The 13,468-nt window shown below is 62.9% G+C and carries 14 protein-coding genes; 10 read left to right on the top strand and 4 right to left on the bottom strand.

Going from position 1 to position 13,468, the window contains the following annotated elements; all coding sequences use genetic code 11:
- The first annotated feature begins 4 nt into the window (after positions 1-4).
- The 10 genes from rlmH (at position 5) to LVS58_RS00295 (ending at position 9,982) form a co-directional block, all read left to right on the top strand.
- Complete coding sequence (rlmH, locus tag LVS58_RS00340) at positions 5-472, top strand: 23S rRNA (pseudouridine(1915)-N(3))-methyltransferase RlmH (protein WP_003249722.1); 468 nt, start codon at positions 5-7, stop codon at positions 470-472.
- A 16-nt stretch (positions 473-488) separates the two neighbouring features.
- A complete protein-coding gene (gene mrdA, locus LVS58_RS00335; RefSeq protein WP_233689441.1) occupies positions 489-2,378 on the top strand; it encodes a penicillin-binding protein 2 in 1,890 nt (629 codons plus the stop codon).
- Between the two features lie 38 nt (positions 2,379-2,416).
- Positions 2,417-3,520 (top strand): rod shape-determining protein RodA, encoded by a 1,104-nt coding sequence (gene rodA, locus LVS58_RS00330; RefSeq protein ID WP_233689854.1) that lies wholly within the window; start codon positions 2,417-2,419, stop codon positions 3,518-3,520.
- Between the two features lie 17 nt (positions 3,521-3,537).
- On the top strand, positions 3,538-4,548 hold the full coding sequence (gene mltB, locus LVS58_RS00325; RefSeq protein ID WP_233689440.1) for a lytic murein transglycosylase B: 1,011 nt from the start codon (positions 3,538-3,540) through the stop codon (positions 4,546-4,548).
- A complete protein-coding gene (locus LVS58_RS00320) occupies positions 4,548-5,549 on the top strand; it encodes a septal ring lytic transglycosylase RlpA family protein (protein ID WP_233689439.1) in 1,002 nt (333 codons plus the stop codon). Before mltB ends, LVS58_RS00320 begins: the two co-directional genes overlap by 1 nt.
- 220 nt (positions 5,550-5,769) lie before the next feature.
- Positions 5,770-6,930, top strand: a complete 1,161-nt coding sequence (locus LVS58_RS00315) for a D-alanyl-D-alanine carboxypeptidase family protein (protein ID WP_233689438.1) — start codon at positions 5,770-5,772, stop codon at positions 6,928-6,930.
- 73 nt (positions 6,931-7,003) lie between these two features.
- Entirely contained in the window at positions 7,004-7,279 is a 276-nt protein-coding gene (locus LVS58_RS00310; protein ID WP_233689437.1) for a DUF493 domain-containing protein, read from the top strand.
- Positions 7,279-7,926, top strand: coding sequence for a lipoyl(octanoyl) transferase LipB (lipB, locus tag LVS58_RS00305; RefSeq protein ID WP_233689436.1), 648 nt, complete (start codon positions 7,279-7,281; stop codon positions 7,924-7,926). Before LVS58_RS00310 ends, lipB begins: the two co-directional genes overlap by 1 nt.
- Positions 7,927-7,928: 2 nt before the next feature.
- Entirely contained in the window at positions 7,929-8,945 is a 1,017-nt protein-coding gene (gene lipA, locus LVS58_RS00300; RefSeq protein ID WP_003249742.1) for a lipoyl synthase, read from the top strand.
- Positions 8,946-9,043: 98 nt separating this feature from the next.
- Positions 9,044-9,982, top strand: a complete 939-nt coding sequence (locus tag LVS58_RS00295) for a S66 peptidase family protein (RefSeq protein ID WP_233689435.1) — start codon at positions 9,044-9,046, stop codon at positions 9,980-9,982.
- 30 nt (positions 9,983-10,012) lie between these two features.
- Here the strand turns inward: LVS58_RS00295 and LVS58_RS00290 are convergent, their stop codons facing one another.
- The 4 genes from LVS58_RS00290 to LVS58_RS00275 form a co-directional block, all read right to left on the bottom strand.
- Entirely contained in the window at positions 10,013-11,329 is a 1,317-nt protein-coding gene (locus LVS58_RS00290) for a lytic murein transglycosylase (protein ID WP_233689434.1), read from the bottom strand.
- A 60-nt stretch (positions 11,330-11,389) separates the two neighbouring features.
- The gene (gene arfA, locus LVS58_RS00285) at positions 11,390-11,554 is read right to left on the bottom strand and encodes an alternative ribosome rescue factor ArfA (protein WP_003249747.1); all 165 of its coding nucleotides are present in this window, start codon (positions 11,552-11,554) and stop codon (positions 11,390-11,392) included.
- A 212-nt stretch (positions 11,555-11,766) separates the two neighbouring features.
- On the bottom strand, positions 11,767-12,804 hold the full coding sequence (gene holA / locus LVS58_RS00280; protein ID WP_233689433.1) for a DNA polymerase III subunit delta: 1,038 nt from the start codon (positions 12,802-12,804) through the stop codon (positions 11,767-11,769).
- Positions 12,805-12,843: 39 nt separating this feature from the next.
- On the bottom strand, positions 12,844-13,449 hold the full coding sequence (locus tag LVS58_RS00275) for an LPS-assembly lipoprotein LptE (protein WP_233689432.1): 606 nt from the start codon (positions 13,447-13,449) through the stop codon (positions 12,844-12,846).
- Positions 13,450-13,468: the final 19 nt, after the last annotated feature.

Below are 13,468 nucleotides of genomic sequence, written 5' to 3'. Positions count from 1 at the left end.
CGCTGTGCGTCTGCGCCTGATTGCGGTCGGCTCGCGCATGCCGAAGTGGGTCGAGGAAGGCTGGCATGAATATGCCAAGCGCCTGCCCGCCGAGCTGTCGCTGGAGCTGGTGGAAATCCCGCTGAACACCCGTGGCAAGAATGCCGACGTCGCCCGCCTGATCCGTCAGGAGGGCGAAGCCATGCTGAGCAAGGTGCAGCCTGGGGAACGCATTGTCACCCTCGAGGTCCATGGCAAGCCCTGGAGTACCGAGCAGCTGGCCACCGAGCTGGACCGCTGGCGCCTGGATGCGCGCACGGTGAATTTGATGGTGGGCGGCCCGGAGGGCCTGGCGCCTGAGGTTTGCGCACGCGCCGAGCAACGTTGGTCGCTGTCGCCGCTGACTTTGCCGCACCCGTTGGTAAGGATACTCATCGGCGAGCAGATCTACCGCGCCTGGACCGTGTTGTCCGGGCACCCTTACCACAAATGAGCCTGTAAGCAGTCCGATGTCGCAGCCGATCCGTCTCAAGGACCACGAGAAAGACGCCCGCCTGGTGCGCAACCGCGTCGTGGTCGGCGCAGTCGCGATCATGCTGCTTGTGTGCGTGTTGATCGCACGGCTGTACTACCTGCAGATCATCCAGTACGACTACCACTCCACGCTGTCGGAGAACAACCGGGTGCATGTGCAGCCGATCCCGCCGACCCGCGGGCTGATCTTCGACCGCAACGGGGTGATCGTTGCCGACAACCGGCCCAGCTTCAGCCTGTCGATGACCCGCGAACGTGCGGGTAACTGGCAGGAAGTGCTGGATACCATCGTCGAAGTGCTGGACCTCACCGCTGACGATCGCGCCCTGTTCGAAAAGCGCATGCGCCAAGGCCGCCGGCCATTCGAGCCGGTGCCGATCCTGTTCGAGCTCAACGAAGAGCAGATCGCCCGCGTGGCGGTAAACCAGTTCCGCCTGCCGGGTGTCGAGGTGGTGGCCCAGCTGGTGCGGCATTACCCGCAGGGTGCGCATTTTGCCCATTCGGTGGGTTATGTAGGGCGAATCAACGAGAAAGAGCTGAAAACGCTCGACCCGGTGAACTACAGCGGTACCCACCATATCGGCAAGACCGGCATCGAGCGCTTCTACGAGGACGCCCTGCACGGTCAGGTGGGTTACGAGGAAGTCGAGACCAACGCCCGTGGCCGAGTACTGCGGGTGCTCAAGCGCACCGACCCGAAGCCGGGCAAGGACATTGTGCTGAGCCTGGACATCAAGCTGCAGGAGGCCGCTGAAGCCGCCCTGGGAGGGCGACGTGGTGCCGTGGTTGCGCTCGACCCGCGAACCGGCGAGGTGCTGGCGATGGTGAGCCAGCCTAGCTTCGACCCCAACCTGTTCGTCACGGGCATCAGCTTCAAGGCCTATGCCGAATTGCGTGATTCGATCGATCGGCCGCTATTCAACCGCGTGCTGCGCGGCTTGTACCCGCCGGGGTCGACCATCAAGCCGGCGGTGGCTATTGCCGGTCTGGACAGTGGTGTCGTGAATGCCAGCAGCAGGGTGTTCGACCCTGGCTACTACCAGCTGCCCAACTACGACCATAAATACCGTAACTGGAACCGCTCCGGTGATGGCTGGGTCGACCTGGACACCGCCATCATGCGCTCGAACGACACCTACTTCTATGACCTTGCGCACAAGATGGGCATCGATCGGTTGTCCAGCTACATGAACAAGTTCGGTATCGGCCAGCGGGTATCCCTCGATATGTTCGAGGAGTCTGCCGGGTTGATGCCGTCGCGCGAATGGAAGCGTGCCACACGTCGCCAGGCCTGGTTCCCCGGCGAAACCCTGATTCTCGGCATCGGCCAGGGTTACATGCAGGCCACACCGCTGCAGCTGGCCCAGGCCACTGCACTGATCGCCAACAAAGGTGTGTGGAACCGCCCACACCTGGCCAAGACCATCGAAGGCCTGCCGCCGGTGGACGACAACCCGATGGAAGACATCGTGTTGCGTGACAAGTCCGACTGGGCCAAGGTCACCCATGGCATGGAACAGGTGATGCACAACGCCCGCGGTACCGCGCGCAAGGCAGCTGCTGGTGCCCAGTACCGCATTGCCGGCAAGAGCGGTACCGCCCAGGTGGTGGCGATCAAGCAGGGCGAGAAGTATGACCGCAACAAACTTCAGGAGCGCCACCGCGACCATGCCCTGTTCGTCGCTTTTGCACCGGCCGAAGCCCCGAAAATCGTGGTTTCGGTGATGGTCGAGAACGGTGAGTCCGGCTCGGGTGTCGCCGCTCCGGTGGTACGCCAGATCATGGACGCCTGGCTGCTCGACGAAAATGGCCGACTCAAACCCGAGTTCGCGCCCGCCACCGTTACCCAGGAATCGGCCCTGTGATGAACAATTTCGATCGCATGCTCTCCAGCGAGGATGTGATGCGTCGGCGTGCGAGCTTTCTGCAACGCATCCATATCGACGGCCCCTTGCTGATCATTCTGCTGACCCTTGCAGCCGGCAGCCTGTTCGTACTGTATTCGGCCAGTGGCAAGAACTGGGACCTGCTGCTCAAGCAAGCTACCTCGTTTGGCATCGGTCTGGTGTCGATGTTCGTCATCGCCCAGCTGGAGCCGCGCTTCATGGCGCGTTGGGTGCCACTGGCCTACCTGGTCGGGGTGCTGCTGCTGGTGGTGGTGGACGTGATGGGTCACAACGCCATGGGTGCCACACGCTGGATCAACATTCCTGGGGTGATCCGCTTCCAGCCCTCGGAATTCATGAAGATCATCATGCCGGCGACCATCGCCTGGTACCTTTCCAAGCGCACCTTGCCGCCCCATTTGAAGCATGTGGCGATCAGCCTGGTACTGATCGGCGTGCCGTTCATGCTGATCGTACGTCAGCCCGACCTGGGGACCGCGCTGCTGATCCTGGCCTCCGGTGCCTTCGTGCTGTTCATGGGCGGCTTGCGCTGGCGCTGGATCGTCAGCGTGCTGGCGGCAGCAGTGCCAGTGGCGGTGGCAATGTGGTTCTTCGTCATGCACGACTACCAGAAGCAGCGGGTATTGACCTTCCTCGACCCTGAAAGCGACCCGTTGGGTACCGGTTGGAACATCATCCAGTCCAAGGCGGCGATCGGCTCGGGCGGGGTGTTTGGCAAAGGCTGGCTGCTTGGCACACAGTCGCACCTGGACTTTCTGCCAGAAAGCCACACCGACTTCATAATCGCCGTGCTCGGCGAGGAGTTCGGCCTGGTCGGCATCTGCCTGCTGCTGATTGTCTACCTGCTGCTGATCGGCCGTGGCCTGGTGATCACCGCCCAGGCGCAGACCCTGTTCGGCAAGCTGCTTGCGGGCAGCCTGACCATGACTTTTTTTGTATACGTGTTCGTCAATATCGGAATGGTTAGCGGCCTTCTTCCCGTGGTGGGCGTGCCGCTACCCTTCATCAGCTACGGCGGAACATCGTTGGTGACGCTGCTCTCAGCGTTTGGCGTTTTGATGTCGATCCATACGCACCGCAAATGGATCGCGCAGGTTTGAATAAGGTGAACAATTTCATGCAAGCAGTGCGTAACTGGGCTGCCCGTTGTGCGCCTTGGATCGGCGCGGTGGGCCTGTTCGGCGCTGTACAGCTGGCCCATGCCGGCGAATACGAAGGCTCGCCCCAGGTCGCCGCGTTCGTTGGCGAAATGAGTCGCGACTATGGGTTTGCGCCTGAGCAACTGATGGGTGTGTTTCGTGAAGTGCAGCGCAAGCAGTCGATCCTCGACGCCATATCGCGCCCGGCCGAGCGGGTAAAACCGTGGAAGGACTACCGGCCGATGTTCATCACCGATGCGCGTATCGCTCGGGGTGTGGATTTCTGGCGCCAGCACGAGGCTGTACTGGCACGTGCCGAGCAGGAATACGGCGTACCTGCGCAGTACATTGTCGCGATCATCGGCGTGGAAACCTTCTTTGGCCGCAATACCGGCAACTACCGGGTGATCGACGCCCTGTCGACGCTGGGCTTCGACTACCCGCCAAGGGCCGAGTTCTTCCGCAAGGAGCTGCGTGAGTTCCTGCTGCTGGCCCGCGACGAGCAGCTCGATCCCTTGACGCTCAAGGGTTCGTACGCCGGCGCCATGGGGCTGCCGCAGTTCATGCCAAGCAGCTTCCGCAACTACGCGGTTGACTTCGACGGGGACGGCCATATCAATATCTGGAACAACCCTGACGATGCCATCGGCAGCGTGGCCAGCTACTTCAAGCGCCACGGCTGGGTGGCTGGTGAGGGTGTGGTCAGTCGCGCCTGGGTGGACGGCAAGCGCGCCGACGAAGGCCTGACCACCGGCATCGAGCCGGTGAAAACGGTTGGGGAGTTGCGTACGCTTGGCTGGTCGGTTCATGATTCGCTGCGCGATGATCTGCCGGTTACCGCCTTCCGTCTCGAGGGCGAGAGCGGCCCCGAGTACTGGATGGGCCTGAAGAACTTCTACGCGATCACTCGCTACAACCGCAGCGTGATGTATGCCATGGCGGTACATCAGCTTGCGGAACAGCTGGTTCAAGTACGGGGCGTCAAGTAATGCGCGCAATCATCTCTGGCAACGCTTTCAAGCTGCTCACCTGCCTCGCCGTCGGTGTGGCGCTGGCCAGCTGCTCTTCCAACCGCCCGGCCCCGAAAAGCAGTGGTAACGTCGTGCGCAGCCAGCCGGGCCTGGACATCAACCGGGCGCACAAGGACGGCGCACCGTGGTGGGACGTGGATGTCAACAAGATCCCCGATGCCACCCCGACCGTGCACACCGGCAACTACAAGGCCAACCCGTACACGGTGCTTGGCAAGACTTACTACCCGATGCAGGACTCGCGCAACTACCGCGCCGAGGGCACGGCGTCGTGGTACGGCACTAAGTTTCATGGGCAGAACACCGCCAACGGCGAACTGTACGACCTGTATGGCATGAGCGCGGCTCACAAGACCCTGCCTCTGCCGGCCTACGTCAAGGTCACCAACCTCGCCAATAACCGCAGCGTGATCCTGCGGGTCAACGACCGTGGCCCGTTCTATTCAGACCGCATCATCGATTTGTCCTACGCCGCGGCAAAAAAGCTCGGTTATGCCGAGATCGGTACCGCGCACGTGCGCGTCGAGGGCATCGACCCGCAGCAGTGGTGGGCCCAACGTGGCCAGACCCCGCCTATGGTGCTCAAAGAGCCGCAAGTGGCGCAGACCCAGGCGATACCGGCCAGTACCGGGCGTGTAGAGCAATGGACCCCGCCGCCACAGCAGCACGCCGCGCCCGTGGTACCGGTGCAGCTGGGTGGCAACAACGTGCCCAGCGGTAACGGTGGCAGTTTCTTGCAGGTAGGCGCGTTCGCCAACCCGGACGCTGCCGAGTTGCTGCGCGCCAAGCTCAGCACCATGGTCAATGCCCCCGTGTTCATCAGCTCGATCGTGCGTAACCAGCAGACCCTGCACCGCGTGCGGCTGGGGCCGATCGGCAGCCAGGGCGAGATCCAGCAAGCACAGGACAGCATTCGCCTGGCGAACTTGGGGCAGGCAAAGCTGGTCACAGCAGACTGACTGTGGGAGCGGGCGCGTCTGCAAGGACGGCAACACCAAACTGTCGGTTTTGTCATGAATTGCCGGTCGCGGCCATGTACAATGACCGCTTTTGCCCGCAGCGACATAACGCCGCACGTTCGCGGGCCAGGCCTAAGGCCATAAAACTAGACTGACTGGCGCTGGGCACACGATCTTGCCCAGGGAACATCTCAGACCATTAGCGATTTTCGAGAGACGGATGAACATCACCAACCTTGCCAAACGACTTTGCCTGCCTGTACTGCTGCTGATCACGCCTGCCGCCTTCGCGGCGGAGCAGATGACGCCTGCGCCACCGCAACTGGCAGCCAAGTCCTACGTACTCATGGACGCGTCCAGCGGCAACGTGCTGGTCGAGAACAACGGTGACGAGCGCCTGCCGCCAGCCAGCCTGACCAAGCTGATGACCGCCTACATCGCCACCCTGGACATCCGCCGCGGTCAGATCGGTGAAAGCGACCCGGTTACCGTCAGCGAAAACGCATGGCGTACCGGCGGTTCGCGCATGTTCATCAAGGTTGGCAGCCAGGTAACGGTCAGCGACCTGCTGCACGGCATCATCATCCAGTCCGGTAACGACGCCTCGGTCGCCTTGGCCGAGCACATCGCCGGCAGCGAAGACGCCTTTGCCGACATGATGAACAAGACGGCTGCCGACCTGGGCATGACCAACAGCCACTTCATGAACCCGACTGGCCTGCCGCACCCCGAGCACTACTCGTCGGCGCACGACATGGCAACCCTGGCCCGGGCGATCATCAACGTCGACCCGGCCCACTACGCCATCTACTCGCAGAAAGAGTTTTTCTGGAACAACATCAAGCAGCCCAACCGCAACCTGCTGCTGTGGCGTGACAAGACCGTCGATGGCCTGAAAACCGGTCACACCGACGAAGCCGGCTACTGCATGGTGGCTTCGGCCGTTCGTGACGGCCAGCGCCTGATCGCCGTGGTGTTCGGTACCAACAGCGAGCAATCGCGTGCAGCCGAAACCCAGAAGCTGCTGACCTACGGTTTCCGCTTCTTCGAAACCCAGACCTTCTACCAGAAGGGCACCGAGCTGACCCAGGCCCCGGTCTGGAAGGGCGCAACCAGCCAGATCAAGGCTGGCCTGGCTGACGACCTGACCATGACCATGCCTAAAGGCCAGCTTAAACGTCTGGTGGCTTCGATGACCATGAACCCGCAGCTCACTGCACCGATCGCCAAAGGTGACGTGATCGGCAAAGTGGAAGTCAAACTGGACGAGAAAGTGGTTCACAGCGCCGACCTGATTGCCCTTGATGGCGTCGAGGAAGGTGGTTTCTTCCGCCGTATGTGGGATAGCATCCGTCTATTCTTCTACGGGTTGTTCAACTGATACGTGACCTGCATGCCCCCGCGCATACCGCGGGGGTGTTGTTGTTGCCACGGCTTACGAGGCCGTTTCCGCCATGAGCGAAGCAGACGTCAAGTCGCACAAGATCGAATTCCCTTGCGACGATTACCCGATCAAGGTCATTGGTGACACCGTTGTCGGTTTCAGGGACACGGTCATCGAGATTCTCAGCAAGCACGCCAAAGTCGACCTTTCCACCCTGGCCGAACGCCAGAGCAAGGAAGGCAAGTACACCACCGTGCAATTGCACATCGTTGCCGAAAGCGAGAACCAACTGCACGATATCAACAGCGCCCTGCGCGCTACCGGCATCGTGAAAATGGTGCTTTGATGTCCACCTGCCTCGGTTTTCGCGAGCTTGGCCTGCAGCCCTATGAACCAGTGCTGGAGGCCATGCGTCGTTTTACCGAGCAGCGCAGCCCGGACAGCCAGGATGAAATCTGGCTGGTCGAGCACCCTGCGGTCTTCACCCAGGGGCAGGCTGGCAAGGCCGAGCACCTGCTGGTACCGGGCGACATCCCGGTGGTGCAGACCGACCGCGGCGGCCAGGTCACCTACCATGGCCCCGGGCAGCTGGTGGCCTACCTGCTGCTGGATGTGCGCCGGCTGGGCTTTGGCGTGCGTGAGCTGGTTAGCCGTATCGAGCGGGCCCTCATCGACCTGCTCGCCAGCTATGCTGTTGAGGCGTCTGCCAAGCCCGATGCCCCGGGTGTCTATGTCGACGGAGCGAAAATCGCCTCCCTCGGCCTGCGAATTCGCAACGGCCGTTCGTTTCACGGCCTTGCCCTGAACGTGGACATGGACCTTGCGCCATTCCGCCGAATCAACCCCTGCGGCTATGCGGGGCTGGCGATGACCCAGCTGCGCGATCTGGCAGGTCCGATCGAACTCGACGAGGTCAGGACAAGGCTGCGCGGACAGCTGGTCAAGCACCTCGACTACGCTGAGCAGACGACCCTCACGGGCGGAATCGACTGAATATGACAACTGTGCAAGAAGCCGTGCCGAACCTGATACCTACCCAGGATGCCACCCCGCGCCCAGCGCCGAAGAAGGTGGAAGCTGGGGTCAAGCTGCGTGGTGCCGACAAGGTCGCGCGCATCCCGGTGAAGATCATCCCTACCGATGAGCTGCCAAAGAAGCCCGACTGGATTCGCGTGCGTATCCCGGTGTCGCCCGAGGTAGACCGCATCAAACAACTGCTGCGCAAGCACAAACTGCACAGCGTGTGCGAAGAGGCCTCCTGCCCGAACCTGGGCGAGTGCTTCTCGGGTGGAACCGCCACCTTCATGATCATGGGGGACATCTGCACCCGCCGTTGCCCGTTCTGCGACGTTGGCCACGGCCGACCGAAGCCGCTGGATCTGGACGAGCCGAAAAACCTGGCTGTTGCCATTGCCGACCTGCGCCTGAAGTATGTGGTGATCACCTCGGTGGACCGCGACGACCTGCGTGACGGCGGTGCCCAGCACTTTGCTGACTGCATCCGGGAAATCCGCGCGCTGTCGCCGGGCGTGCAGTTGGAGACCTTGGTGCCGGACTACCGTGGCCGTATGGACGTTGCCCTGGAAATCACCGCGCAAGAGCCGCCGGATGTGTTCAACCACAACCTCGAGACCGTACCGCGCCTGTACAAGGCCGCGCGCCCGGGCTCGGACTATGACTGGTCGCTGGACTTGCTGCAGAAGTTCAAGCAGTTGGTGCCGCACGTACCGACCAAGTCGGGCCTGATGCTCGGCCTGGGCGAAACCGACGAGGAAGTGATCGAAGTGATGCACCGCATGCGCGAGCATGACATCGACATGCTCACCCTTGGCCAGTACCTGCAGCCGTCGCGTAGCCACTTGCCGGTGCAGCGTTTCGTTCACCCGGACACCTTTGCCTGGTTCGCCGAAGAAGGTTACAAGATGGGCTTCAAGAACGTTGCTTCTGGCCCGCTGGTGCGTTCTTCGTACCACGCCGACCAGCAGGCTCACGAAGCCAAAATCAAGCTCTGAGCTATGCTTTAGCCTAGAGCAGAGCCACAGATGCCGATGCGCGCCCAAGGGCGGCATCGGCATTTTTGTTTGTGTCCCATGCGCTGCAAGGAGCCGCGATGTACTGCGCCAAAACCTTCCAACCCATCCTGCCAGCCGCGCTGCCGGCCAACGCCTGTTTTGCCATTGTCGCCCCGGCGGGCGCGGCGCGGCTTGATGCGCACAAGGTTAGCCAGTGGTTCGATGACCGCGGCTACCGTTGCCGTATCTACCCAGGTGCCCTGCAGGCGCAGGGTTACCTGGCCGGGTCGGACCAGCAACGCCTGCAGGACTTGCATGGCGCTTTTGCCGATCCGGCCATCGACGCCATCCTGTGCATGCGTGGGGGTTACGGCAGCATGCGCCTGCTTGACCGGCTCGACTTTGAACTGATCAGGCACAACCCAAAGCCGCTGATCGGCTACAGCGACATCACCGCGCTGCATACGGCGATCTACCGGCATGCCGGGCTGCTGACCTTCCATGGGGGGATGCTCAATGCCGACCTGTTGGGGGCCAAGTTGCCACCGACCGAGTCGTCGTTGCTGGCGCAACTGGGTGGGCATGTGAGGGCAGGCGAGCAGGTCGTGCACCCGGCGGGCTTCGCTTTGGATTGCGTGCTGCCGGGGGTGGCCAGCGGGCCGCTGCTGGGGGGCAACCTGTCGATGCTGGGGGCGACCATGGGGACGCCTGCCGAGCTGGATACCCAGGGCTGCATCCTGTTTATCGAGGACGTCAACGAGCCGTTGTACAGGGTGGATCGGCTGCTGACCCAGTTACGCCTGGCAGGCAAACTGGAGGGGATCAAAGGCGTGCTGGTGGGCGACTTTGCCGGGATTACCACCGCGGCGCTGACGCCGTTGCTGGAGGACACGTTTGCACCGCTGGGTGTGCCGGTGCTGGCGGGCTGGCGCAGCGGGCATTGTGACCCGAATGTATGCTTGCCGTTGGGGGCTCGGGTGAGGCTGGACAGTGTTCAGCAAACACTGGTGCTGGAGCAGGATCTGTTCAAGGCTTGAGAAAAGGGGCGCAACGCGCCCCCAGCAATCTCACGGCTGACGCAGGCTCTCAAGCAGCTTGTGGGTCGGGTAGCCATCGGCTGGCCACCCCAACCCTTGCTGGGCATTGCGGATCGCCTTGCGGGTATTGGCCCCGATAATGCCATCGGCATTACCCGCATCATGCCCGCGGCTGTTCAGCAAGTTCTGCAACTCCATGCGCTCGCTGCGACTGAGCGGCAGATCCTCTTTCGGCCAGCTGCCGGCAATGAAGCCCCAACCACTGAAGCGATCCCCCAGCAGGCTCACCGCCAAGGCATAGGACGACGAGTTGTTGTACTTGAGGATGGCGCGGAAGTTGTCCAGCACCAGGAACGCCGGGCCGCGTGCCCCGGCCGGCAGCAGCAGGGCAGCAGACAACTGGTTGCTGTTGGCCGGCAACTGCGTGCCTGCAGGCAGTGTCACACCCATCGCCAGCCACTCGCTGACCGGTTTGCGCAGCGCGCCATCAGCTTGCCAGAAATCGAAGCCAGCCGGCACTTGTACCTCGAAGCCCCATGGCTGACCACGCTTCCAGCCGGAGCTTTGCAGGTAATGCGCCGTCGAGGCCAGGGCATCCGGTGTGCTGTTCCAGATATCGCGGCGGCCATCGCCGTCGAAGTCCACGGCATGGGTGTTGTAGGTGGTCGGGATGAACTGGGTCTGGCCCATGGCGCCGGCCCACGAGCCACGCATGGCTTCAGGCTGGATGTCACCGTGCTGGATGATCTGCAGCGCGGCAATCAGCTGGTCCTGGGCGAACTGTGGGCGGCGGCCCTCATAGGCCAACGTGGCCAGCGAGCGGATCACCGACTTGCTGCCCTGAAACTGGCCGAAGTTGCTTTCCATGCCCCACACTGCGACCAGTACCTGGCGGTCCACGCCATAGCGTTGCTCAAGGCGAGTCAGCAGCTCGGCGTTCTGCTCAAGCAGCTTCTTGCCGTTGCGCACACGCAGGGGCGATAGGGCGCCTTCGAGGTATTCCCACACCGGGCGGGTGAACTCCGGCTGGCTGCGGTCTGCCTTGATCACGTCCAGGTCGGGAGTGACACCGAGGAAGGCGCGGTCGAAGGTGCTCGGCGAAATGCCGGCTTGCAGGGCCTGCTCGCGAAAGCCCGCTTGCCATTGAGCGAAGGTTTGCAGGGGCTGGATGTCAGTGCTGACGTCGGGTGTTGCGCCGGGCACGGTCACCACGGGATTGGGTTGGGCAGGGGCCAGCGGCAGCGCGTCGGCGGCGGTGGGCTTTTCCGCACAGGCCACGAGCAGGATGAAGCTGGAGGCCGCGATCAGCTGGCGGGTTTCCCAGCGGGGGATAAGACGGAAGAGCATGCACAGATCCAGAGTTGCAGGTCAGGTGACGACCATACCATGCCTGCGCTTGCGATGCTTTCATGCAGCCAAAAAGTAGGAAGCCTCCCAATCTCTCGATTGGAAGGCTTCGCGGCGGTAGCTGCCCTTGCCCTTGTTCGGTTGTTCCTGGCGGCAGCGGAACAGTGGCTGGGCAACGATGGACTTGGCCTTGTTGGGGCCGTGCTTTTTCGGCTTTTTGCTCATGGCGGGGTTCCCGGGTTGGGTGGGTTTCGCGCGCACTGTAGGCCCCCCGAGGGGTGGGGGCCAATTGATTGTGTATATGGTCGAGGCTCTGGTGCCTGTGTAGGAGCGGGTTTACCCGCGAATACGGTAGCGGCGGCAACGGTGAGCTGCGGGTGTAGATTGGCCAGCAGGCCCGGCCCCTTCGCGGACACGCCCGCACACAGTGGCCGCAGTTATTCGGGAGGGAGTGCCAGGCGCTGGCCAGCCATCAACAGCGACAGCCGCGCCAGGCCAATCCAGGGCGAACCTTCAGCCTGCCCTTTGATCTGCGCATCGATACGCTGGGCATCCTGCAGCAGCTGCGCCCAGCGCTGCGCCGAGAGGCGCTGCAGAGCCTTGCTGACCAGCGGTCGGCGTTTGTCCCAGATGGGCGGGCGGGCCTGGCTGAACGCTTTGTCCAATGGCACGCCTTGGCTGAATTGCTGGGCTAGCCCCGCCAGTTGGCGCAGCTCACGGGCCAGGGCCCAGAGGACGACTGGCGGCTCCACACCTTCACCGCGCAAGCCTTCGAGCATGCGCAGGGCATGCGCAGCCTCGCCGTTGAGAATGGCATCGACCAGGCCGAAGACATCGAAGCGGGCGCTGTCGGCGACGGCAGCCTGCACGGTTTCCACGGTGATCTGGCTGCCTTCGGCCAGCAGCTTGAGCTTTTCGATTTCCTGGGCGGCTGCCAGCAGGTTGCCTTCCACGCGCGCGGCAATCAGGTCGACGGCATCACGCTGGGCTGACAGGCCGGCCTGTTGCAGGCGCTGGTTGATCCACTGTGGGAGCTGCTGCACATCCACCGGCCAGATCTGGATGAACTGGCAATGGGCGCCTTCGATCAATGCCTTGCCCCACTTGGTCTTCTGCGCACTGCTGTCGAGCTTGGGCAGGCTGATCAGCAGCAGCGTGTCTTCGGCGGGGTTGGCGCAGTACTCCATCAGTGCGGCGGCACCCTTGTCACCGGGCTTGCCCGAGGGCAGGCGCAGTTCCAGCAGGCGGCGCTGGGCGAATAGCGACAGGCTTGCACCGGCCTGGAGCAGGGTGCCCCAGTCGAAGTTGGCGTCGGCACTGAATACCTGGCGTTCATCGAAACCTTGCTGACGCGCGGCATTGCGGATGGCGTCGGCGGCTTCCTGGCACAGCAGCGGGTCGTCGCCGCTGACCACGTAGACCGGTGCCAGGGCGCCTTGCAGGTGCTTGCCGAGTTGGGCGGGGGCGAGTTTCATGGGGAACAGGCGGGGCGCCCGAGGGCGCCCCTCGCGGGCTTAGTTGCCCGGTACTTCCAGTGGCGATTGCTGAGGCGTCTCGGCTTGCTGGCGGCGGGCAGCCTCCAGCGCGTCAGCTTCGGCTTTGGCGCGCTCGTCGGCTTTACGCTGCAGCTCATCCAGCTGGGACGGGGACAGCATTTGCAAACGTACGATCATGGCGTTGACCAGGTCGCGGCGCATTTCTTCGCGGGCGCGTTTGGCTTCCTGCTCGGAGCCGGTGATGTTCGAGCCGTCACGCACGTAGACCTTGCGCACCTCCAGCTTGTCGCTCATCAGCTCCAGGTTGTTCAGGCCCAGGATGCTGTAGTCCAGCTTGGTGGTCAGCTCGTACTCGGCGGTACGGTTGCCACTGTTGTAGGTAGCCGAGCGCTCGCGCTCCTGCTCGTTGGTCAGCACCAGGCGATACGGTGCGCCGGCGTGCACGTTGACGCCGCTACGTTCCAGCACTTCACGCAGTTGGACCACGGTCGGGCCATAGGCATTGCGCGCGCTGACGTCCATTTCCTTCACGCTCAGCTCGGTGGCGCCGGTGCCGCGCAGCTGGAAACCGCAGGCGCTGAGCATGACCGCCAGGCCGATTACCAGCAAATTGCGTTTGATCATGTTGTTGCTCCCTTTTGGG

It is taken from the genome of Pseudomonas sp. JR33AA (genome assembly GCF_021378985.1).
Classification (GTDB): domain Bacteria; phylum Pseudomonadota; class Gammaproteobacteria; order Pseudomonadales; family Pseudomonadaceae; genus Aquipseudomonas; species Aquipseudomonas alloputida.
Note: the sequence above shows the minus strand (reverse complement) of the source record. Positions and strands in the feature narration are given on the sequence as shown.